The sequence below is a fragment of the Pseudoclavibacter sp. CFCC 11306 genome (genome assembly GCF_008831235.1).
Taxonomy (GTDB): Bacteria; Actinomycetota; Actinomycetes; order Actinomycetales; family Microbacteriaceae; genus Pseudoclavibacter_A.
On the sequence record NZ_WBKF01000001.1, the window covers coordinates 820,849 to 841,555 of the forward strand.

20 protein-coding genes are annotated in these 20,707 nt (G+C 65.3%); 8 read left to right on the forward strand and 12 right to left on the reverse strand.

The window, feature by feature from the left end:
- The first annotated feature begins 3 nt into the window (after positions 1 to 3).
- Positions 4 to 702 (forward strand): VIT1/CCC1 transporter family protein, encoded by a 699-nt coding sequence (locus tag F8O09_RS03620; RefSeq protein WP_158053960.1) that lies wholly within the window; start codon positions 4 to 6, stop codon positions 700 to 702.
- Here the strand turns inward: F8O09_RS03620 and F8O09_RS03625 are convergent.
- A complete protein-coding gene (locus tag F8O09_RS03625; protein WP_158053961.1) occupies positions 667 to 1,617 on the reverse strand; it encodes a DMT family transporter in 951 nt (316 codons plus the stop codon). The genes F8O09_RS03620 and F8O09_RS03625 overlap by 36 nt on opposite strands.
- Before the next feature lie 54 nt (positions 1,618 to 1,671).
- Between F8O09_RS03625 and F8O09_RS03630 the strand changes: the two genes are divergently transcribed.
- A complete protein-coding gene (locus tag F8O09_RS03630) occupies positions 1,672 to 2,904 on the forward strand; it encodes a DUF2075 domain-containing protein (RefSeq protein WP_158053962.1) in 1,233 nt (410 codons plus the stop codon).
- 34 nt (positions 2,905 to 2,938) lie between these two features.
- On the opposite strand, the gene F8O09_RS03635 is transcribed toward F8O09_RS03630, so the two are convergent.
- Positions 2,939 to 4,483 carry an MFS transporter gene (locus F8O09_RS03635; RefSeq protein ID WP_158030968.1) on the reverse strand — a complete coding sequence of 515 codons (1,545 nt, stop codon included), beginning with the start codon at positions 4,481 to 4,483 and terminating at the stop codon, positions 2,939 to 2,941.
- Between the two features lie 343 nt (positions 4,484 to 4,826).
- The gene (locus tag F8O09_RS03640; protein ID WP_158053963.1) at positions 4,827 to 5,576 is read right to left on the reverse strand and encodes a sulfite exporter TauE/SafE family protein; all 750 of its coding nucleotides are present in this window, start codon (positions 5,574 to 5,576) and stop codon (positions 4,827 to 4,829) included.
- A gap of 75 nt (positions 5,577 to 5,651) precedes the next feature.
- Between F8O09_RS03640 and F8O09_RS03645 the strand changes: the two genes are divergently transcribed.
- The 3 genes from F8O09_RS03645 to F8O09_RS03655 all read left to right on the forward strand — a co-directional run bounded on the left by F8O09_RS03645 (position 5,652) and on the right by F8O09_RS03655 (position 7,642).
- Positions 5,652 to 6,005 carry a metallopeptidase family protein gene (locus tag F8O09_RS03645; protein ID WP_158053964.1) on the forward strand — a complete coding sequence of 118 codons (354 nt, stop codon included), beginning with the start codon at positions 5,652 to 5,654 and terminating at the stop codon, positions 6,003 to 6,005.
- Positions 5,986 to 6,597, forward strand: coding sequence for a DNA-3-methyladenine glycosylase I (locus F8O09_RS03650; protein ID WP_158053965.1), 612 nt, complete (start codon positions 5,986 to 5,988; stop codon positions 6,595 to 6,597). Before F8O09_RS03645 ends, F8O09_RS03650 begins: the two co-directional genes overlap by 20 nt.
- 91 nt (positions 6,598 to 6,688) lie before the next feature.
- Entirely contained in the window at positions 6,689 to 7,642 is a 954-nt protein-coding gene (locus tag F8O09_RS03655) for an alpha/beta hydrolase (RefSeq protein ID WP_158053966.1), read from the forward strand.
- An 80-nt stretch (positions 7,643 to 7,722) separates the two neighbouring features.
- Here the strand turns inward: F8O09_RS03655 and F8O09_RS03660 are convergent, their stop codons facing one another.
- A complete protein-coding gene (locus F8O09_RS03660) occupies positions 7,723 to 8,175 on the reverse strand; it encodes an Lrp/AsnC family transcriptional regulator (RefSeq protein WP_158053967.1) in 453 nt (150 codons plus the stop codon).
- A gap of 82 nt (positions 8,176 to 8,257) precedes the next feature.
- On the opposite strand from F8O09_RS03660, the gene F8O09_RS03665 reads away from it, so the two are divergent.
- Positions 8,258 to 8,980 (forward strand): LysE family translocator, encoded by a 723-nt coding sequence (locus F8O09_RS03665; protein WP_158030962.1) that lies wholly within the window; start codon positions 8,258 to 8,260, stop codon positions 8,978 to 8,980.
- A 343-nt stretch (positions 8,981 to 9,323) separates the two neighbouring features.
- On the opposite strand, the gene F8O09_RS03670 is transcribed toward F8O09_RS03665, so the two are convergent.
- The 6 genes from F8O09_RS03670 to F8O09_RS03695 form a co-directional block, all read right to left on the reverse strand.
- On the reverse strand, positions 9,324 to 10,721 hold the full coding sequence (locus F8O09_RS03670) for an NAD-dependent succinate-semialdehyde dehydrogenase (protein WP_225732847.1): 1,398 nt from the start codon (positions 10,719 to 10,721) through the stop codon (positions 9,324 to 9,326).
- A 378-nt stretch (positions 10,722 to 11,099) separates the two neighbouring features.
- The gene (gene hpf, locus F8O09_RS03675) at positions 11,100 to 11,702 is read right to left on the reverse strand and encodes a ribosome hibernation-promoting factor, HPF/YfiA family (protein ID WP_158053968.1); all 603 of its coding nucleotides are present in this window, start codon (positions 11,700 to 11,702) and stop codon (positions 11,100 to 11,102) included.
- Between the two features lie 95 nt (positions 11,703 to 11,797).
- On the reverse strand, positions 11,798 to 12,727 hold the full coding sequence (locus F8O09_RS03680; protein ID WP_158030960.1) for an NAD(P)/FAD-dependent oxidoreductase: 930 nt from the start codon (positions 12,725 to 12,727) through the stop codon (positions 11,798 to 11,800).
- 58 nt (positions 12,728 to 12,785) lie between these two features.
- A complete protein-coding gene (gene gltX, locus F8O09_RS03685; RefSeq protein ID WP_158030959.1) occupies positions 12,786 to 14,303 on the reverse strand; it encodes a glutamate--tRNA ligase in 1,518 nt (505 codons plus the stop codon).
- 96 nt (positions 14,304 to 14,399) lie between these two features.
- Positions 14,400 to 15,515, reverse strand: coding sequence for a SufD family Fe-S cluster assembly protein (locus F8O09_RS03690; RefSeq protein ID WP_158053969.1), 1,116 nt, complete (start codon positions 15,513 to 15,515; stop codon positions 14,400 to 14,402).
- 5 nt (positions 15,516 to 15,520) lie between these two features.
- The gene (locus F8O09_RS03695; protein ID WP_158030957.1) at positions 15,521 to 16,297 is read right to left on the reverse strand and encodes an ABC transporter ATP-binding protein; all 777 of its coding nucleotides are present in this window, start codon (positions 16,295 to 16,297) and stop codon (positions 15,521 to 15,523) included.
- A 159-nt stretch (positions 16,298 to 16,456) separates the two neighbouring features.
- On the opposite strand from F8O09_RS03695, the gene F8O09_RS03700 reads away from it, so the two are divergent.
- Both F8O09_RS03700 and F8O09_RS03705 read left to right on the forward strand, forming a co-directional pair.
- Entirely contained in the window at positions 16,457 to 18,244 is a 1,788-nt protein-coding gene (locus F8O09_RS03700; protein ID WP_158030956.1) for a cation:proton antiporter, read from the forward strand.
- 13 nt (positions 18,245 to 18,257) lie between these two features.
- Complete coding sequence (locus F8O09_RS03705; RefSeq protein WP_158053970.1) at positions 18,258 to 18,686, forward strand: type II toxin-antitoxin system PemK/MazF family toxin; 429 nt, start codon at positions 18,258 to 18,260, stop codon at positions 18,684 to 18,686.
- 42 nt (positions 18,687 to 18,728) lie between these two features.
- On the opposite strand, the gene F8O09_RS03710 is transcribed toward F8O09_RS03705, so the two are convergent.
- Both F8O09_RS03710 and dapF read right to left on the reverse strand, forming a co-directional pair.
- Positions 18,729 to 19,742, reverse strand: a complete 1,014-nt coding sequence (locus F8O09_RS03710) for an aldo/keto reductase family protein (RefSeq protein WP_158030954.1) — start codon at positions 19,740 to 19,742, stop codon at positions 18,729 to 18,731.
- 85 nt (positions 19,743 to 19,827) lie between these two features.
- The gene (dapF, locus tag F8O09_RS03715) at positions 19,828 to 20,706 is read right to left on the reverse strand and encodes a diaminopimelate epimerase (protein ID WP_158053971.1); all 879 of its coding nucleotides are present in this window, start codon (positions 20,704 to 20,706) and stop codon (positions 19,828 to 19,830) included.
- Between the last annotated feature and the right edge of the window lies 1 nt (position 20,707).

The following is a 20,707-nucleotide window of genomic DNA, read 5'->3' on the forward strand; positions in this document are numbered from 1 at the left end:
GTCATGATCCGTCTCGTTCTGAAGGGCGCACGGCCGGTGGGGCACACCGACGCCGAAGAGATTCGACGTCTGGCCGTCAGCGCCACCGACGGCATCGTCGCTGCAGCCGGCATCGCTCAGGGTCTCAACGTGACCGATCAGCCGCAGGATGTGATCATGGTCGCACTGGTCGGCAGCGTCGTGGCGGGCGGTCTCGGCGCCGCGAGCGCGATGTATCACGAATACGCTTGGGAGCGCGACGCGATTCGTGCGGCTCTGCACAAAGAGCGGCTGGAGCACGAGCTGCATCCCGAAGCCGAGCTGCAGGAGCTCGCCGCGATCTACGAGGAGCGCGGGCTCGAACCGGCGCTCGCCAGACGGGTCGCCGAGCAGCTGAGCCGTGACGATCCGGTGCGTGCACATGTGCGCGAAGAGCTGGGCTTCACCGAAGACGACCTGCATCTGAGCCCGCTGCGCATGAGCATCACCGGCGGTCTGGCCTTCGTCGTCGGGGCGTTCGTCCCGCTGCTGTCGGTGCTGCTCGTGCCCGACCAGGCGCACACGGTCGTCACGTTCGCCTCAGTGGTCATCGCGCTGCTCGTCACCTCTGCGGTGGTGGCCCGCAGTGGGCATGCCAGCGTGCTGCACACAGTCGTTCGCACGCTGGCCATCGGCATCGTCGCGATGTCACTTTCGATGATCGGCGGCACCGTCATCGACTGAGGGCTGGGCTGTCTGGGCGAGCGTGCCACGACGGGCCGCGGCGAAGCTCGTGATGACGACACCGGCGATGATGAGGATGCCGCCCAGCGCGGCTGAGACGGTGAGCGGTTGGCCGAGGGCGAGGCCGATCAGCACGACGAACACCGTGATCAGGTTGAGGTAGATCGCCGCCGTCGACGAAGGCACCACGCTCACAGCGCTGTTCCAGAGCAGGTACGACGCGACCGAGGGCAGCAGCGCGATCACGATCAGCCCCCACAGTGTGCCGGGCGCCTCCAGAGGAAGCCCGGCCTGCTGCACCGCGGCGAAGGGGCCGAGCATCACGCAGACCAGCACGGCCTGCACCGCGGTCGACGTGATCGGCCGCACGCCGGGCACGCGCCCGTAGATCGTGTAGAGGCTCCACACCAGAATGGCTCCCAGCATGATGAGCTGCCCGACGTTGAAGTCGAGCCCGGCGAGCGTCTGCCAGCTGCCGCGGGTGAGCACCACGACCACGCCCACCAGGCTCAGCCCGATGCCTAAGACACCGGCCTTCGACACCCGCTGCCCGACCAGCACCACAGACAGCAGCACCATGAGCGCCGGGTTCGCCGCATTCACCAGCGACGCGCCGACCGGAGTGGTGAAGTGCAGCGCGGCATAGAGCAGCAGGTTGTAGCCGACCAGCCCCAGCAGGGCGAGTACGACCAGCCTCGGCAGCGCACGCACCACCGCTCGCCAGTCGGGGTGCTCGATGAGCTGGGCCAGTATCAGCAGAGGCACGGCGGCGATCGCCCAGCGCCAGAAAGTGAGCCCGACCGCCGACATGCCCTGCAGTACGAAGGCGCTCAGCTGATAGTGCACCGCCCAGAACAGGGTGGCTCCGATCATGGCTGCCGAGGCACGCAGGCTGCGTGCGGTCTGTGAGGTCATAGCGGCACTGTACTCGTTCGACGCCGATGCGGCACGGGGCTACACTCACCCAGTGTGACTCCCTCTTCTCTGCTGGCTCCGCTCGACGACGACCAGCAGCGGCTCTTCGATCGCATCATCGCTTTCACCGATCGCTGCCTGTCGACGTCGCAGCGTCCCGCAGTGTTCCTCGTGCAGGGCGCTGCCGGCACCGGCAAGAGCGTGCTGCTCTCACACCTGCTGATCGCGCTGACCGAACGCGCCCGCTCTGCGCAGGTGCCTGCCCTGCTGGCGCACGGGCGCATCCGCATGCTCGTCAATCATGCCGAGATGTGGCGACGCTACCGCGAGCTCGCCGAGCGCACTCCTGTGCTGCGGAAAGCCCAAGTGCTGCGGCCGACGCCCTTCATCAACGCTGCGGCCCGCGACGAAGCGAAGCAGGCCGACGTCGCTTTGGTCGATGAGGCACATCTGCTGCTCACCCGCCCCGATCCGTACACCCGTTTTCACGGGAGCAACCAGCTCGCCGATATCATCGCAGCGAGCCGCGTCACCATCGTGGTCTACGACGACGCTCAGGTGCTGCGCATGCGCGCACAGTGGACGCCGAAGCTGCTCGACGAGGTGCTCGGCAGTGCCGCCGTCGAACGCGGCGAGCTGAAACGCCAGCACCGCATGGGAGCCTCACTGGCGGTGCGCGACTGGATCGACCGCACGGTCTCGGGGCAAGCACCCGTCGAACCGCCGCCCGCAGGCGACGGCGACTTCGGCATCCGTGTCTTCGACGACGCCGGGGCGCTCTACCGTGCGATCCGCAGCCACGATGGCGAGGGCTCAGCCCGCATGCTCTCGACCTATGACTACCCGTACACGCTCGACGGCGGCGATCACTTCATCGATGAGCCGGGCCTGCACATTCGCTGGGACCGCTACCGCCCAGATGAGCCGGAGCCCTGGACGACACGAGCCGACACCGTCGATGAGGTCGGCTCGGTCTACACGGTGCAGGGCCTCGATCTCGACTGGGCCGGCGTGCTGCTCGGCCCGTCTGTGGCGCTGTCGTCAGACGGGCGTCTGCGGATGCTGCCCGAGCGCTACGAAGATCGCGCAGCCCTGAACGGGGTGACCGCGCTGCGTGCCCGAGGCTGGTCTGATGGCGACGTCGAGCAGGCTCGCGAACGCATTCTGCGAGATGCCCTGCTCACACTGCTGACGCGTGCGCGGCGAGGGCTGGGCCTCTACGCGCACGATCAGGCCCTGGCAGCGGCGCTCGGGGCTCGGCCGCGTGCCAGGGTCGAACGGCTCTGATCACGCACCGGCAGGCGCGGCGGCCGGGTTCAGATCAACTCTGAGAGGTCTTCTCGTGCGAAGCTGATCCGTCGACGACCTGCAGGGGCATCGTGCGGGTGTCGATGTACGGGTTCTCTTTCTGGTCTCGCACCAGGCGTCGTGCCTCGGCCTCGGTCTCGACCGTCGGCATGGAGCCCAGCAGCGGGCGCTTCGCGCTTTCACGCATGCAGAGCATCGCGATGCCGCCGAGCAGGCCGAAGAACATGATGTAGAACGCTGGCATGTAGTGGTTGCCGGTCAGCGCGATGAGCCCCTGCGAGAACACCGGGGTGGTGCCGCCGAAGAGCGCCACGGCGACGTTGTACGAGATGGCCATCGCGCCGAAGCGTGAGGCGGTCGGAAAGAGTGCCGGCAGCGTGGCCGCAGAGATCGCGACGTAGAACGCGACGGGAATCGCGACCAGGACGAGCGCGCCCTGAATGGCCCAGAAAGTGCCCACGTGCATGAGCATGAATGCGGGCACCATCAGCACCAGCGTCGAGATCACGGCCATGCCATAGACCGGTCGGCGACCGATGCGATCTGAGAGACGACCGATCAGGGGAAGGCACAGCGACATGACCACGAGCACGGGAACGGTCGCAGCCGCTGCCATCGTCGGGGTGGTTCCCACCTCGGTCTCCAGGTAGGAGGGCATATAGCTGGTCAGCGCGTAGCCTGCGGTGTTGGTCGCCGCGACGATCGCGATGCCGATCAGCACCTCGCGCCAGTAGTTGCGCATGATGCCGACGATGCCCAGCCGCTGGAACATGGGATCGTTGGTCGTCGATTCGCTCTCTTGCGACTGCTCGTCTTCGAAGTGCGGCGTCTCGGGAATCCTCGTGCGCAGATAGATCGCGACGGCTCCCAGCGGAATCGCGACGAGATACGGAATGCGCCAGCCGCCGTTGACCATGGCCTGCTCACCCCACGCCGATTCGGCGATGACAGTGGTGATCGCGACCGTGGCCGCGCCTGCGGCGAACCCCAGGTACGAACCGACGTCAAGCCACGAGGCGAAGTATCCCCGTCGTTTGTCTGGCGAGAACTCCGAGACGTAGGTGGTCGCACCTGCGTATTCGCCGCCGGTCGAGAAGCCCTGCACCATTTTCAGCAGGTACAGCGGCACCGTCGCCCACAGGCCGATCTGCGCCGCGGTGGGCAGCAGACCGATCAGAGCGGTGGCCAGAGCCATCATGCCCATCGTGATGAAGAGCACCTTCTGACGACCGATGCGGTCGCCCAGCGGCCCGAGCACGAGCCCGCCGAGGGGGCGAACCAGAAAGCTCACGGCGAAGCCCAAGAGCATGATGATCAGACCGGTCTGCTGAGGCAGCCCCTCGGTGAAGACGTGCGTCATCACGACGGCCAGATAGCCGTATATGCCGAAGTCGAACCATTCCATGAAGTTACCGACCACAGTGCCGCCGATAGCCTGTTTCATCGGCCGTTTCTCGACGATCACCACGTCGTCTTTGCGCAGCGGTCGTCTTCTCACCTGCTGCTGAGCGGGCTCGTTTGAGCCCTGATTCTGCGAAGTACTGTCTTTTGTCTGCATCTCGACCTCTGTTCGTATCGTGAACGCGGGAACGGAACGGCATCGCGAACGTGGCCCGGATGATCGCTCACCCAGACATCTGCCCTGAGGATCTCTCAGCGCAGCACGGACATCTTGCACAGCCCTGCCAGCCGCGCATCGGGCGCGGGGCTTGGGCTACGGTGCCGCGGAACAGTCATCTCGACCGTCTTCCGCCGCCTGTCGACAGGGCGCTGACGCAGCTCTTCACGGGTCACTAGGACCCGACCGTTACAGGCAATAACGCACGAGTATACCAGATGGGTGTCTTTCGCCTTCGTGCCGTGGTGTTGTCACATATCTGCAGTCACAACGGAGGGCCCGCTCAGATCTGCGCCCCGAAGATGTCGAGCAGCCCGCGCACCAGCGTGACCACGCCGCCCGCGTAGCTGATCACGAGCACGGCCATCCGCGCCGCACCCGCCGGCACTCTCTTCGCCACCAGGCTGCCGCAGGTCACCCCAAGCACCAGCGTCACGAAGATGCCGATCCAGACCAGCGCCGGCAGGCTGACCAGACGCCCAGGGTCGATCAGAAACTTCACCAGGAACGAGGCGACGCCGGTCATCATGAAGAACGGCTGCAGCGTCGCAGAGAACGACTTCTGCGGCCACTTCGAGAGCACCGCATAGACCGTCATCGCCGGCCCGCCGATGCCCGCCGCCGAGTTCATCGCACCTGCCGCGAACCCGCTGCCGGCGATCCAGCTCGGCCCCGCCGCGACGAACGAGGTGCGACCGATCAGCTGCGAGACGGTCAGCGCGATGATCAGCGTCGCGCCGATGATCGCTTCGAGCCACTCCCCCGGCAGCGCGTGCGCGAGCATGCCTCCGGCCACGATGCCAAGCAGCGTCGTAGGCACGAAGCCGATGAACCGCCGCCAGTCGACGTCTCGCCAGACGCGGCTGAGTACCAGCGAGGCAGAGACGATGGCCGCGAGGTTGAGAATCATCACCCCGCTGTAGGGGCCCAAGAGCAGCACGATGAAGGGCGACACGACCAGCCCGAAGCCCAGGCCGGTGATGCGTTGGGCGAACGAGCCGATGAAGACGAGAATGAGCAGCGCTGCGATCACCGGGGCAGGCTACCTCCTGCGACCCTGTTCTCCTACTTCACAGCGACAGATGTCGGCGATCGCTATGATGACCTCATGCCGATCGAGATGGACGAATCCCGCTTCGCCGAGCTGGTCGACGACGTCTTCGACGAGATTCCGCAACAGGTCATCGACGAGCTCGACAACGTGGTCTTCGTCATCGAGAACCGGCCCGCCGACGGGTCGCTCGACCTGCTCGGCGAGTACGACGGGCTCGCGCTGACCGAGCGAGATGACTACGGCATGGTCGATCTGCCCGACCGCATCGTGCTGTATCGCGAGTCGCTGCTCGACGTCGTCGACGACGAGCAGGCCCTCGTCGAACAGGTGCACATCACCCTGATGCACGAGATCGCGCACTACTTCGGCATCGACGAAGAGAAGCTGCATGAGCTTGGCTGGGGCTGAGCTCGTCGTCGGCTCCGATGGCCGGGCACGCCCGCCGTGGGCGGCCACAGACCCACTGCTGCGCGACTACTACGACACCGAGTGGGGTCTGCCCGTCACTGATGAGCGCGGCGTCTTCGAGCGGCTCAGTCTCGAGGCGTTCCAGGCCGGCCTGTCGTGGCGCACGATCCTCGCCCGGCGACCGGGGTTTCGGGCCGCCTTCGCCGACTTCGAAGTGGATGCCGTGGCCGCCTTCGACGAATCGGACGTCTCCCGCCTGCTGGCCGACGAGCGCATAATCCGCCAGCGCCGCAAGATCGAGGCGACCGTACGCAACGCGCGCGCAGCCGCCGCCATGCGCGACACCGGTGGGCTGGCGGCGTTCGTCTGGTCGTTCCGCCCATCGACGTGGGATGCGCCGCTCACGCTGCATGACATCCCCACGCAGACCGCCGAGTCACGCGCACTGGCCGACGGGCTGCGAGCGCAGGGGTTCTCGTTCGTCGGCCCCACGACCATGTTCGCCCTGATGGAGGCCATCGGCATCGTCGACACGCACCTGCCCGGGGCACACCGACCGGTCGCCGCAGGTGACGCTCTCGGGCCTCGATGAGACTTCGCAAGATCGACACGCGACAAGCCGACACAGATCTGGAACGATAGAGACACCAATCCATCACAGTAGCTGGAGAGGAAGTGGTCTCATGACCTGGACGATCAACCCGGAGTTTCGCGCCTTTCTGGAACGAGACGATTTGTATTCGAAGGTGCGCCCGGCCAAGCTGCCCGTCGGCGACATCGAGGGGCGCAGGCGACGTGCGGCGCTGCGTCTCGGCTTCGTGACCGACCCGACGCGCACGCCCGAAGTGGTCACTCGCGACTACCCGATTCCGACGCCAGACGGCCACAAACTGCGCGCCAGGCTGTACCTGCCGCTCGACTGGACTCCCGGCCCGCTCGGCCTCTTTCTGCACGGCGGCGGCTGGTTCGTCGGCACGCTCGATCAGGTCGACGCCTCGATCGCCGACTACGTGGCCCGCTCAGGGGTCGCGCTGCTGGCGCCCGAGTACCGTCTCGCGCCTGAGCATCCGCACCCCACCCCGCTCGAAGACGCCTACAGCACGCTGACCTGGGTGTTCGAGCATCTCGACGAGCTCGATGCCGACCCTCGCCGCATCTTCGTCATGGGCGACAGCGCCGGAGGCGGCATGGCCGCAGGTCTGACCCTGCTCAGCCGCGACCGTGGCGGTCCCTCCCCTGCAGCCCAGATTCTGATCGCGCCGATGCTCGACGACCGAACGGTGCTCTCAGACCCGCTGCTCGACGAGCACGTCACCTGGACGTACAACGACAACATCACCGCCTGGCAGGCGCTGCTCGGAGATCAGGCTGCAGCCGACGAGCCTGCCTCGGTCTATGCGACACCGGTGCGCGCCGACGACCTCTCGGGCCTGCCCGACACCTTCATCGACACCAGCACGCTCGACATCTTCCGCGACGAAGACATCGCCTTCGCGAGTCGGCTGCTGCAGGCCGGTGTGCAGACCGAGCTGCATGTGTATCCCGGAGTGCCGCACAGATGGGATCGCATCGCCCCTGAGATCGAGATCTCTCGTCAGGCGATTCTCGCCCGCATACGCGCGATGCACGCGATCTGATCGACGGGACGCACGACAGAGGCGGTCAGGTGCCATGCGCGGCTTCGCTCTGCATCCGAGATCGCAGCGGTCTCGGAGGCCTACAGCGCGATCGGCCGACTCACCACGACCGAACGCATGACGAGAGTCGAACGGATGCGCTCGATGCCGGGGATGACCGAGATGCGCTGATCATAGAGCTCTTGGTAGTCGGCCAGAGTTCGCGTGAGCGCCTTGACCAGAAAGTCTGGTTCGCCGAAAAGCCGTTGGCACTCGATGATTTCGTCGATATCTGCCAACGACCGTTCTATTGACGCCATGGTCCCGGCATCGCTGCGACTCACCGTGATGAAGAGCAGCGCCTGGAACTCGAGTCCGGCCTTTCGCGGGTCGATGCTGGCGTGATAGCCGGTGATGATCCCGGTTCGTTCGAGCTGACGCACACGCCGCAGACACGGCGAGACGCTCAGCTGCACCTTTTCGGCAAGCTCGGTGACGGTCTGCCGACCATCTTTCTGAAGCTGCGCAAGAATCTTCCGGTCAATTGCATCCATACGCAAGATCTTACCCATAGTGACGCTTTCGACAACCAGACTTGGCACCACATGCGAAAGCTGTGCACATACCATTCACTCTATGGATACCGCATTGCTTCCGGCGTTCTTCGCCGTGAGTCTCATCGTCATCATCACCCCGGGTGCAGACTGGGCGTACATCCTCTCGCATGCACGCGGCACGCGTGAGGCGATGGCCTCGATCGGCGGGCTCCTGATCGGTTATGCCGGCCACACGATCCTTGCGACCGCCGGCCTCACTGTCGCACTGGCACTGCTGCCCGGTGCGCTCACGACCCTCACCTTCGTGGGTGCGGCCTATCTCTGCTGGCTCGGGGTGCAGTCCCTGCGGCGTCCCAGCGGCTTCGCACTGTCGGCTCCGGCACAGGCGACTCCAGTGCAGGCACAGGCGATCTCGACGACGACAGGCGCGATGCCGGTGGTGACCAGGTCGATCACGCTGCCGGTGCTGCCTGCCCCGCCGGAGCATCCGCTCGGACGCGTCGTCGCCAAGGGCGCCGGCGTCAGCGGGCTCAACCCCAAGGTCGTGCTGCTGTATCTGTCGATTCTGCCGCAGTTCATCAGCCCTGACGCCGCATGGTCGCTGAGCGCGCAGACGGCGATGCTGGGCGGTGTTCACGTGCTGGCCACGATGTGCTTCTACACGCTGCTGGCGCTCACCGCAGTGCGCGTGCTCGACCGGCACCCTGGTGTCTTCAAGCCGATCTCGATCGTCTCGGGCATTCTGATGCTCTGCTTCGGGGTGGCGCTGATCGCAGACCAAGTCGTGACGCTGCTGCGCTGAGTAGGTGGTGCCGTGGGCTGCGCAAACGGCGGGCCAGACCGGCGGCGAGCTGCGGCAAATGGCAGACGCCTGCGGCGATTGGTCAAAATCCGCTGATTTTGCGCGAACGATGGCTACTCCATCCAAACCGTGGTGGCGGCGCACGTGCGAAGCGTGGTGGCGGCGCACGTGCGAAGGGTGGCAACAGCACCCACCCGCAGAGCGCAAGCGAGCCCCGGCACCAGAAGTTGGGCCGAGGCTCGCTGCAGTCGCTACGCTGTCAGCGCGACTGCACGCTGAGATCAGAAAGACGCGCGCTGACCGATCAGCGCAACGCCTGCTCTGACCAGCATGCACAGACCGATCAGAACGGCGTGTTGATGTCCTGCACGTCGATCAGCTTCTTGTTCACGAACTCGTCGAAGCCGAGATCGATCAGCTCGTTGCCGAAGCCCGAGCGCTTGATGCCGCCGAACGGGATGTCTGCGAACACACCGGTGGGATGGTTCACGAACACCATGCCCGTGTCGATGCGCTTGGCCACCTCGACGCCACGCGCCTCGTCAGCGGTGAACACCGAGCCGCCGAGACCGTAGGGCGAGTCATTGGCGATGCTCACTGCGTCGTCTTCGTCCTTCGCACGGTAGAACGTGGCCACCGGGCCGAAGAGCTCCTGGTGGTAGGCCGGGTTCTCCGGGGTCACGCCGGTGAGCACGGCCGGCTGGTAGTAGGCGCCCTGAGCCGGGATCGGCGCGCCGACCTCGACCTTGGTGGCACCGGCAGCGACGGCGCCGTCGACCTGCGCGGTCAGCATCTCCTTGGCGCGCTGTGACGACAGCGGAGCCATCGTCGTCTCCGGATCCTTCGGATCGCCGGGCTTGATCGTCGCATTCGCCTCGGCGATGTACTTCTCGAGGAACTCGTCGTAGAGAGCATCCACGACGATGATGCGCTTGGCCGACACGCAGACCTGCCCTGCGTTCCAGTTACGACCGCGCACGGCGAGGTGCACAGCCTTGTCGAGGTCGGCGTCGTCGAGCACGATGAATGCGTCAGAGCCGCCGAGTTCGAGGGTCGCCTTCTTCATGGCTGCGCCGGCGACGGATGCGACGGCCGAGCCCGCCCGCTCGCTGCCGGTGAGTGCGACGCCGACGACTCGGTCGTCTTCGAGCACGAGCTTGGTGTGCTCATGCGTGGCGAACACGTTGGCGAACACCCCTTCAGGCGCACCGGCCTCGCGGAACAGATCGTCGAACGCCTGCGCAGCCTGCGGCACGATCTCGGCATGCTTGAGAATCACGGTGTTACCCGCGGCGATCTGCGGCGCCGCTGCGCGTGCGATCTGGTAGTACGGGAAGTTCCAGGGCTCGATCAGGTAGACCACACCGAGAGGCTGAGTCACGAGCTGTGCCTTGCCCTCTGCAGGGTCGGCGACGGGGAGCACGCGCGGTGCGAGCAGCTCGTCGATGTGATCGGCGAAGTACTGCAGAATGTCTGCCGACAGATCGACCTCGCCCAGTGCCTCTGCGGTCAGCTTGCCCATCTCAAGGGTGAGGATGTCGGCGTACTTCTGCTTGTCGGCGCGCAGCAGATCGGCTGCTTTGGCAAGCACCGCCGCACGATCGGCAAGCGGAGTGTTTCGCCAGTCAAGGAAGGCATCGTGTGCCTTGGCGACCTTGTCGAGGATCTCCTCGTCAGTCGCGTTCGGAAAGGTGGCCACGACTTCGTTCGTGGCCGGGTTCACAGTCTGATACTGCAGCATGGATCTCCTTGGTCCGGTTTCGCGTGGCGTTCGCCGCACCGATCGAGGCACTCCTCTGTCGGCCCCGAGAATCCTGACTGCTGATCGCGGTGCGGCACTTCGACGCCACATCGCGTGAGTGGGGCGACGTCTTGAGCGTCGACCCGAAGACCGAGTGTAGAACCGGATTGATCGCATGACAGTCCGCTGGCATAGGGATGTGCCAGAACAGGACATCTCACAGACTCAGTCGCAGACAACTGCTGCAGAACTCCGCGCGCATCGGCACACGCTGCAGACGAGGAATCCCCGTGTCGCGACAGATTCGTCGCAGGCACGGGGATTCGACTGCTCAGTCTTCATCTCAGCCGGTCAGATCCGACTGCGACTGGGCGTGGGTCACTCGTCGACGGTCTCGTCTGCCTCGCCCAAGGCGATCACGCCGTAGTTGTAGCCCTTGCGTCGGTAGACGACGCTCGACTTGCCGGTCTCGATGTCTTCGAAGAGGTAGAAGTCGTGGCCGACCAGCTCCATGCGATCGACGGCCTGCTCGGGAGACAGCCGCTCGGCTGGGAACTCTTTGCGGCGAATCACCAGCGGAGACTCCGGCTGCTCATCGACACCCGCGTCGGTCGCAGCAGACGCGTCAGGCACGACGACTCCGGCATCCACACTCACCTGGACACGATTGGGGCGACCCTTCGAGATCTTGCGACGATCTTTGCTGCGCCGCAGTCTCTCTGACAGCTTGCCCAAGGCCTGGTCGAACGCTGAGAAACGGTCGCCGCCTTCGGCCTCGGCACGAATCACCGGGCCGGGAGCGATGACTGTGAGTTCGACGCGTTCGCCGAGATCGGGAGTCTTGTCGCTGATGTTCGAGACCTTCACCTCGAACCGCTGTGCGCGGTCAGAGAGCTGAGTGACTTTGTCGGCCTTCTGATCGACATAGTTCTCGAAACGATCGGAGTTTTTCACTCCCCGTGCCAGGACGCTGATCTGCATGGCAGACCTCCTTCTGTCGTCGGCTGTGCCGAACACCGGCACCGCCGGGAATTAGGTTGCGACCATTGTACGGTACACAGCCGGCGACGGAGGCCTCAGCGACCTGGCGCGTCGAACGTCGCGAAGATCAGATCGTTGTTCAGACCGATGCCGGCCCGAGCGCCCTCACCCGCGGCGATGATCAGCTGCGAGGGCGTGATGCCGCGCACGTCACCGGCGGCGTAGACTCCGTCGACCCCCGAACGGCCGTACTCATCGGTCTTGACCCCGCCGAGATCGCCTGCCGTGGGCACGAGATCGGCCACGACCTGCGGCAGGCTCCACTCGGGCTGCACGAACCCGCCGGTCGCCGGCAGCACGCGGCCGTCGGCGAGTTCGACCGATTCGAGACGGCCGCCGTCACCATGCAGCGCGGCGATCGGGGTGTCGTCGACCTCGATGCCCTGTCTGCCCAGCACCTCGGCCTGGTGTTCTTCGATAATGCCCGAGCCGTTCGTGAGCACGATCTCGCGGTCGGCCCACTGCGATGCACGCTTTGCGGTGTTGACCAGTTCGGGGTTCTCTCCGATGACCACCAGCGACTGCTCGCGGCGTTCCCAGCCGTCGCAGTGCACACAGCTGAAGATGGTGGATCCGTAGTAGCTGATCAGGTCGGGCACCTGCGGCAGCGCCTCGAGCACACCGGTGGCCAGCAGCACCTTACGGGCCTGCACCTCGCCGCTCGGCCCGCCGCGCACGCCCTTGATCGACGCGGTGAACGCACCGTCGACGCCCGTGACGTGCTGCACTTCACCCCACTGGAAGTGCACGTTGGGATATTTCGCGAGATCTTCGCGCCCCAGTTCGCGCAGCGCCATCGGCGGGGTGCCGTCACGCGTGATGAAGCCATGCGACATATAGGTCGCACGGTTGCGAGGGCGATTGCCGTCAACGACGAGCACCTCGCGTCGGGCCCGGGCGAGCACCAATGCGGCGCTCAGACCGGCCGGTCCCCCACCGACCACGATGCAGTCGTAGTTGTTCATCTGCAGCTCACCTCTCTGTGACCGTGCCTGTTCGACGGGGTTGGACGCCGCCCGTATGTCAGAGCCCGCGCTCGGCGAGCACCGTGGAGAAGCGATCGAACCGTGCGAACGTCTCGTCGCGGCCGAGAATCTCGAGTGACTCGAAGAGCGGCGGAGAGACGCGTCGCCCCGACACGAGTGTGCGGATCGGCCCGAACGCCAGGCGCGGCTTGACGCCGAGACCGTCGACCAGCGCCATCTGCAGTGCGGCGTGGATGGCATCGGTGTGCCAGCTGGTGGCTGGCAGCGCCTCGAGTGCAGCCCGCGCGGCCGAGACGACCACTGCGGGATCACCCTTGAGCTTCATCGCGTCGTCCTGGTATTCGACCTGGTCTGCGGTGATGAACAGGAAGCGCAGCATGTCGGGGGCTTCGCCCAACACGTTGAGACGCGGCTGCACCAGCGGCGACGCCTCGTGCAGGATCTCGGCTTCGCGCTCGGTCAGCGGCGTGCTGACGAGCCCGCCGTGCTGCAGAAACTCAGTGAGTCGCGCTTCGAAGTCTGCGGGATCGAGAGCGCGCAGATGATCGCCGTTGATGGCAGTGGCCTTCTTCAGGTCGAAGCGTGCCGGGTTCGGGTTCACATCGACGATGTCGAAGTGCTCGACCAGCTCGGCCGGGCTGAACACGTCGCGATCTGGAGCGATGGACCACCCCAGCAGAGCCAGGTAGTTGACCAGGCCCTCTGGGATGAACCCGTTGTCGCGGTGGTTGAACAGGTTCGACTCGGGGTCGCGCTTGCTGAGCTTCTTGTTGCCCTCGCCCATCACGAAGGGCAGGTGACCGAAGCGCGGGATGAACGTGGTCAGCCCGATCTCGATCAGTGCGTGGTACAGAGCGATCTGGCGGGGCGTCGACGACAGCAGGTCTTCGCCGCGCAGCACGTGGGTGATGCCCATCAGCGCATCGTCGACCGGGTTGACCAGCGTATAGAGCGGCTGCCCGTTGGGGCGAACCACGACGAAGTCGGTGAACGAGCCGGCCGGGAACACGATCTCGCCGCGCACCAAGTCGTCGTACGAGAGGTCGGTGTCGGGCACGCGCAGACGCAGAGCAGGCTGACGCCCCTCAGCGCGGTAGGCGGCGCGCTGCTCGTCGGTGAGGTCGCGCTCGAAGTTGTCGTAGCCCTGCTTGGGGTTGCGCCCCTGTGCGACGTTGCGGGCTTCCATCTCTTCACCCGTGACGTAGCTCTCGTAGAGAAAGCCGGCGGCCTTCAGCTTCTCGATGACGTCTTGATAGATGTCACCGCGCTGCGACTGCCGGTATGGGCCGTGCGGGCCGCCCACGTCGATGCCTTCGTCCCAATCGAGGTGCAGCCAGCGCAGAGCCTCGACGATCTGCGCGTAGCTCTCTTCGCTGTCACGCTCGGCGTCGGTGTCTTCGATGCGGAAGACGAACGTGCCGCCGACGTGGCGCGCATACGCCCAGTTGAAGAGTGCAGTGCGAGCCATGCCGACATGGGGTGTGCCGGTGGGTGACGGGCAGAAACGCACGCGGATGTCAGAACCGGTCGCGTGAGAGAAAAGGTCTGTGGTCATGATGGCTCAGTCTACCCCGACAGGTGTCGGGGAGCACAGCGCGGCGCGCGGAACCAGCCTAGTGGTTCCGCGCGCCCACTGTCTTGTCAGAATGGCTCAGAGTGCGCCGGTCTTCGCCTGCGCAACCATCTCGACGACCTGCGAACGGATCGACTCAGGCAGCTGCTGACTGTCGAAGTCGAGGAAGCCCTGCACGATCAGCTCACGGGCCTGGTCTTCTTCGAGACCGCTCGCCATCAGATACGACAGCTTCTCTTCGCTGATCATGCCGATCGACGCCTCGTGCGAGAGCTGGGCGTCGGTCGTGTTGGCGCGCAGCGACGGAGACGAGTCGATGAAGCCGCCCTCAGAAAGCTTGAGCCCGTCACACCCCAGGTATCCCTTGGTGTCGTGGCCGTCACCAGTGAGATGGGAACGGTTCGTGATCTCGCCACCGGCCGAAACCATGCGCGCAATGCTCTCGGCGCTGGAGCGATCGCCCCGCAGATCAATGCGCGTGTCGCTGATGCGCTGCGTGCCTTCGGGCGCGAAGACGATGGACTGTTCGCTATAAACCGCGTCTTCTTCGATGTCGACCTGCGACACCGACTCGTGCCGACCGATCGGCGCGAGCGCGATCGAGCTGTCGGTCACGTGCGCGCCCTTCTCGATGTGTGTGCGTGAGTAGGACTTCACATGCATGTCTTCGCCCCATCGTTCGATGCTGAGCGAACGGCATCTGGCACCCTCGCGCACATATTTCTCAGAGATCGAGACGTGCTCTCCGGCGCGCAGGCCGTCGGAGACGGCGTCGCCGGAGATCATTTCGACCTCGGCGTTCGGCTCGATGACCGTGATGTCGTGTACGTACTGCCTGGCCTGCGGGGTCTCGAGCAGAGTGAACGTCTGCACTGGCAGCTTGACCTTGGCGCCCTCTTTGACGTGCACGAGGTAGCCGACAGGCTCGAGTGCCAGCTCGGTCACGCGACGCACGTCGTCACTGGCGTCAGGAGCGATCAGCCCGAACATGAGATCCTGCACCCAGTCGTACTTGCGCAGAGCCTCGGCGATCGGCAGCACCTCGACGTCGGGGTCGGTCATGCTGATGTGCTGCACCTTGTTGTCGACGACGATCGCGGTGGCTGCGCGCTCGGTCTCGTCGGCGAATCCGACCATATCGAGATTGGTGCGTTCGACGGTGCTCAGTGGCCCATGCTTGATGATCTCAATCATGACGATCAGCCTTCTTTCTTGGCAGTGGATGATGTGGTGCTCGCCTCGTCAGGGGCGCGATAGCCGTTCTGACGGATGGCGGCGAAGAGTTTCAGCGGATCTCCCGAGTACACGATGCGCCCGTCGACCATCAGGTGGCCCACGTCGGCCTTGACATAGTCAAGGATGAACCCCGTGTGCGTGATGATCAGAGCTGACGGCAGCTCGCCGTCTGGCCGCGGCGTGCGCACCAGACGCTCGATCGACTCGCCCACCGCGGCGATGTGCTCAAGATCCACGCCGCTCTCGGGTTCGTCGAAGAGGCTGACCAACGGGCGCTGCAGCAGCAGCTTGAGAGTCTCCCAGCGTTTGATCTCACCACCGGAGAAGCCGGAGTTGATGTCGCGAGACCCGAAGCCCTCGAGATTCAGCTCGCGCTCTTCGCGAGCCAGCGCGTCTTGGGCGTGCATCGATCGCGCAAGCGCGCCGACGGTCACGCCTTCGAAGCTCGGCGGTCGCTGGAACGCCATGCCCAGACCAAGCCGGGCACGAGCATCCAGAGTCAGCGGCACCAGCGAGCGATCGTCGAGACGGATGTCGCCACCGGTCACCTGGTAACCAGGGAGCCCCATGATCGCCGAGAGCAGTGATGACTTTCCAGAGCCGTTCTGCCCGAAGAGCACGTGGACTTCTCCGTGTTGGATGTCGAAAGAGACGTCGTGGCAGACTGCTTTGCCCGCGATCGACACATTCACTCCGTGCAGAGCCAGCGCCGCAGGCTGCCTCAGCTCGTTCACCGTCATAGCCAGACCCCTCTTTTCAGACTGCCCTCGTTAACATCTGATGTTTCATTAGCCTATCGGTTCAGGCCGCGGCCGCGGGTCTTTCACAGACACGATGTATCATCGGCACCAATCTCCACCGCGACTCGGTCGAACGCCACACAGCTGAAGAGGGAACCAATGAATCATCTGCTGCTCTTCACTCTGCTCACGATGTCTGTGCTCATCACCGCCTTCGCACGCAGACGTGGCTGGTCCTCTCCGCTGGTGATCGTGATCCTGACATCGGCGATCTCGTTCCTGCCCTTCGTTCCGCACTTCGACATCGACTCCGAGCTGATTCTGACGCTCGTGCTGCCGCCGCTGCTCTACTCCTCTGCGCTGAACGTCTCCGTGATCAGCTTTCGCAAGAATCTGCGCGACATCTCGATGCTGGGCGTCGTGCTGGTGATCGTCACGGCCGCAGTCGCCGGTTTCGTGGCCTACATGGTGATTCCGGATATGACTTGGGCCGCGGCTCTGCTGCTCGGTGCGATCATCGCACCCCCTGACGCCGTCTCGGCGGCCTCGGTCGGCCGCAAGCTCAACCTGCCGAGACGTCTGATGACCGTTCTGCTGGGTGAGAGCCTCATCAACGACGCCACCTCGCTGACCATGATGAAAGTGGCGCTGACACTGGTCGGCGGGGCGGCGCTCACCTTCGCAGACGACCTCGGCATCTTCGGCCTGGCCGTCGGCGTCGGCATCGGTCTGGGCGTGGTCATGGGTGTGGTCTACAACTGGCTGCGCCGTCGTCTGAACGATCCGGTGATCGAATCGCTGCTCGGACTGCTGCTGCCGTTCTTCGCCTACACCGGAGCCGAGCACTTCGGCGGCTCGGGTGTGCTGGCCGTCGTGGCAGCCGGTCTCTTGGTCGGATATGCGTCGCCGACCTTCAACTACCGCACCCGTCTGCAGGACGAACCTCTCTGGAAAGCGATCGACGTGCTGCTCGAGGGCATGGTGTTCGCCCTCATCGGGCTGCAGCTGCACAGCGTCAGCACCAACCTGGTCGACGGCGGGCGTGGCATCCTGTGGAGCCTCAGCGTCGCCGCGCTGGTGCTCGTCGCCGTGATCCTGGTGCGACCGGCCTTCGTCTTCGCCACGTACGGCCTGCAGCTCTTGGGCATGCGCCTGCGCCGAAGCCGACACAGCGGATCGCCTGACTCAGCCGATGCATCCGCCCCACCCGGTGAGCGAAGTGTCCCAAGTGATCCGAGTCTGCTCACCCGGTCGATCATGGTGCTGACTCCGGAGAACAGCTCGACCCGCCGCTTCGCGGTTCGAGCGAAGAACACGGTGAGAGCGTTCGGCAGCTCGCAGGATCCGCTGAAGTGGAATGAGCTGTTGGTGCTGTCCTGGACGGGGATGCGCGGCGTGGTCACCCTGGCCGCCTCACTGAGCATTCCGGTGGTGATGTCCGACGGGTCGCGCTTTCCCGGGCACGACATGCTGGTCTTCATCGCGTTCGTGGTCACGGTCGGCACGCTGCTGCTGCAGGGGCTGACTCTGCCCGCGCTCATCCGCGTGCTCAACGTCGAAGACAAAGAGCAGCCCAAGCGCGACAGGGCCGCCCGGCAGCGGCTGCTGCGCACCAGCCTCGCCGAGGCCACCGACTTCGTCAAAAAGCGCGAGGGCAACTGGCGCAAGAAGTTCGGCGACGAAGCCGTCGACCGCGCGATCACGAACATCGAGTCACGGCTCAGCCGCATCGAGCATCAGCTCGACGCCGCCGAACATCAAGAGGTGACCGCGCTCGCGTCTCGGCACATCACCGAACTGCGCCGTCAGGTGCTGCGCACTCGACGCGAGATCCTGCTGCGCGAACGCAACGCCGGGCACATCGACGAAGAGCTGATGCGCGAGGTGATGGCCGGACTCGACGCCGAAGAGCTGGCGCTCGACGAGTCGGTCGTGGGGGCCCGCTGATGGGCGGCCGCAGGTGAGCGGGTTCTGGTCTTCCTCGTCAGGCGGATGCGCCGAGGTCTCGCTGCGTGCGCTGCGGTCGGCTGACACCGAGTGGACGAACGTGCCCAACGCGTCCACTGGCTATGCCTTCGGCGAGATCGTCTGGACGTGGGTGCCCTTCGGCGAGCGCGGCGGTCACGGCAAAGACCGCCCCTGCGTTGTGGTGGGGTCGGTCTCTGACCGCGGCGACCTGCTGATGGTGTATCTGACCAGTCGAGATCATGATGACGACGTCGATCACCTGTTTCTGGGCTATGGCAGCTGGGATCGCAGCGATCGGGGCAGCTGGGCGCAGGTGCGCCGCCTCTTCCAGGTTCATCACACGGAGGTGCGAGACGGCGGCGCAGCGCTCGATCGTATGCAGGCGAGAGCGCTGCGCCGAACGCTGCGGCTGAGCGACTGATCGATTTCTTCGTTCAGAGCTCAGCCGCAGACGGCCTGACGATCAGCAGGGACGGGTCTGCGGAGCCCGTTCGGCCGTCTTAGCCGGATCGGTCTCGGCGAAGGGCAGAATCACCTCGTCGATCGCAGCGAGCGTCGCATCGTCGAGCTCGACCTCGGCGGCCTGCACGTTCGAGGTGACCTGCTCGGGGCGTGAGGCGCCGATGATCGCACCCGCGATGCCGTCGCGATGCAGCACCCAGGCCAGCGACAGCTGCGCGAGCGTGATGCCGTGGTCGTCGGCGATGGGGCGCAGTCGCTGCACGGCTGCGAGCAGATCGTCGTGCAGGAAGGGCGCGATCATCTGCGATCCCCCGTGCTCGTCGGTGGCACGGCTGCCGGCCGGCGGCTGCTCACCTGGCAGGTACTTGCCGGTGAGCACGCCCTGCGCGAGCGGCGACCAGACGATCTGCGAGATGCCGAGCTCCTTCGACGCGGGCACGACCTCGCCCTCGATGACTCGCCAGAGCATCGAGTACTGCGGCTGGTTCGAGATGATGCGGAAGCCTGCCTGACGCGCGAGCTCCTGCCCGGCGCGCAGCTGGTCGGCCGTCCACTCTGACACGCCGATGTAGAGCGCCTTGCCGGCGCTGACGACGTCGGCGAAGGCCTGAATGGTCTCTTCGAGCGGAGTCTCGGTGTCGTAGCGGTGTGCCTGGTACAGATCGACGTAGTCGGTGTCGAGCCGTTCGAGCGAGCCGTTGATCGATTCGAGGATGTGCTTGCGACTCAGTCCGCAGTCGTTGTGCCCCTTCGGCCCGGTCGGCCAGTAGACCTTGGTGAAGATCTCGAGAGACTCCCGCCGCTGACCGTGCAGGGCTTCGCCGAGCACTGACTCGGCCTTCGTATTGGCATACACGTCTGCCGTGTCGAACGAGGTCACTCCTGCGTCGAGCGCCGCGTGCACGCTGGCGATCGCAGCATCGTTCTCGATCTGTGAGCCGTGTGTGAGCCAGTTGCCGAAGATGAGGGATGAGATTTTGAGGCCGCTGTCGCCCAGATACCGAAATTCAGTCATGAGTGCACGTTATCGCATGCGTCGTGTCCGCCGCTGTGAACACGACATGAACCTCCGCCGACTTGGCCCGACGAGACTGGTGCTCTCACGCGAGCGTGAAAGACCCCTCGAACACCAGCTCGGCAGGCCCGCCCAAGGCGACGTGCTCACCGTCTTCGGCGGCGAACATGCGCACGGTGAGCGCTCCGCCCGGCACCTGCACACGCCACAGGTTCGGGGCGCTCTCCCCCATCCAGTGGCGAGTGGCCAGTGCAGCGGCAGCAGTGCCGGTGCCGCACGAAAGGGTCTCTCCGACGCCGCGTTCGAAGACGCGCATACTGATCTGGCCAACGCCGTCCACGATCGGCTGCTCGCCCAGCGCCACGAACTCGACGTTCGCGCCCGCAGGCGGAGCAGGTCTCAGCACGGGCGGCTCGATCAGCTGCATCCGCTGCTGTGTGGCGCGATCCGGCAGCAGAACGACCACGTGCGGATTGCCGACGTCAATGCCGAGACCGGGCCGACTCGCGCCGCCGAGTTCGTCGTCGACCGTGACGTCTCCGGGCACCAGCGCCCAGCGTCCGAGGTCGACCTGAAAGCCACCCGCCGACGCCTGCACGTCTTTGATGCCGGCACGCGTGGCGACCGGCAACGTGCTGCCCGGCATGATCTCGGCCAGACCTCGAGAGGTCAGATAACGACTGAAGACGCGCACGCCGTTGCCACACATCTCGGCGACGCTGCCGTCGGCGTTGCGGTAGTCCATGAACCACTCCGCACGAGGCTCTTCGGCCAGCAGCGGGCGGCCTTCGGGCAGATGTTCAGAGCGCACCACACGGATCAGCCCGTCTGCTCCCACGCCGAAGTGTCTGTGGCAGATCTGCGCGATCTGTTCCTGGGTCAGCTCGAGCGTGCCGTCGGCGTCTTCGACGAGCACGAAGTCGTTGCCGGTGCCCTGCCCCTTGGTGAACGCAATCGTGGTCATC

What these genes read in the sequence shown, in the direction of transcription:
- F8O09_RS03650 (WP_158053965.1), top strand. Translation starts at nt 5,986, where the DNA reads ATGAGCTTGGCTGGGGCTGAGCTCGTCGTCGGCTCCGATGGCCGGGCA.
- F8O09_RS03680 (WP_158030960.1), bottom strand. Translation starts at nt 12,727, where the DNA reads ATGAACAACTACGACTGCATCGTGGTCGGTGGGGGACCGGCCGGTCTG.
- F8O09_RS03620 (WP_158053960.1), top strand. Translation starts at nt 4, where the DNA reads ATGATCCGTCTCGTTCTGAAGGGCGCACGGCCGGTGGGGCACACCGAC.
- F8O09_RS03665 (WP_158030962.1), top strand. Translation starts at nt 8,258, where the DNA reads ATGGATACCGCATTGCTTCCGGCGTTCTTCGCCGTGAGTCTCATCGTC.
- F8O09_RS03635 (WP_158030968.1), bottom strand. Translation starts at nt 4,483, where the DNA reads ATGCAGACAAAAGACAGTACTTCGCAGAATCAGGGCTCAAACGAGCCC.
- gltX (WP_158030959.1), bottom strand. Translation starts at nt 14,303, where the DNA reads ATGACCACAGACCTTTTCTCTCACGCGACCGGTTCTGACATCCGCGTG.
- F8O09_RS03660 (WP_158053967.1), bottom strand. Translation starts at nt 8,175, where the DNA reads ATGGATGCAATTGACCGGAAGATTCTTGCGCAGCTTCAGAAAGATGGT.
- F8O09_RS03690 (WP_158053969.1), bottom strand. Translation starts at nt 15,515, where the DNA reads ATGATTGAGATCATCAAGCATGGGCCACTGAGCACCGTCGAACGCACC.
- hpf (WP_158053968.1), bottom strand. Translation starts at nt 11,702, where the DNA reads ATGCAGATCAGCGTCCTGGCACGGGGAGTGAAAAACTCCGATCGTTTC.
- F8O09_RS03710 (WP_158030954.1), bottom strand. Translation starts at nt 19,742, where the DNA reads ATGACTGAATTTCGGTATCTGGGCGACAGCGGCCTCAAAATCTCATCC.
- dapF (WP_158053971.1), bottom strand. Translation starts at nt 20,706, where the DNA reads ATGACCACGATTGCGTTCACCAAGGGGCAGGGCACCGGCAACGACTTC.
- F8O09_RS03695 (WP_158030957.1), bottom strand. Translation starts at nt 16,297, where the DNA reads ATGACGGTGAACGAGCTGAGGCAGCCTGCGGCGCTGGCTCTGCACGGA.
- F8O09_RS03700 (WP_158030956.1), top strand. Translation starts at nt 16,457, where the DNA reads ATGAATCATCTGCTGCTCTTCACTCTGCTCACGATGTCTGTGCTCATC.
- F8O09_RS03625 (WP_158053961.1), bottom strand. Translation starts at nt 1,617, where the DNA reads ATGACCTCACAGACCGCACGCAGCCTGCGTGCCTCGGCAGCCATGATC.
- F8O09_RS03670 (WP_225732847.1), bottom strand. Translation starts at nt 10,721, where the DNA reads ATGCTGCAGTATCAGACTGTGAACCCGGCCACGAACGAAGTCGTGGCC.
- F8O09_RS03655 (WP_158053966.1), top strand. Translation starts at nt 6,689, where the DNA reads ATGACCTGGACGATCAACCCGGAGTTTCGCGCCTTTCTGGAACGAGAC.
- F8O09_RS03645 (WP_158053964.1), top strand. Translation starts at nt 5,652, where the DNA reads ATGCCGATCGAGATGGACGAATCCCGCTTCGCCGAGCTGGTCGACGAC.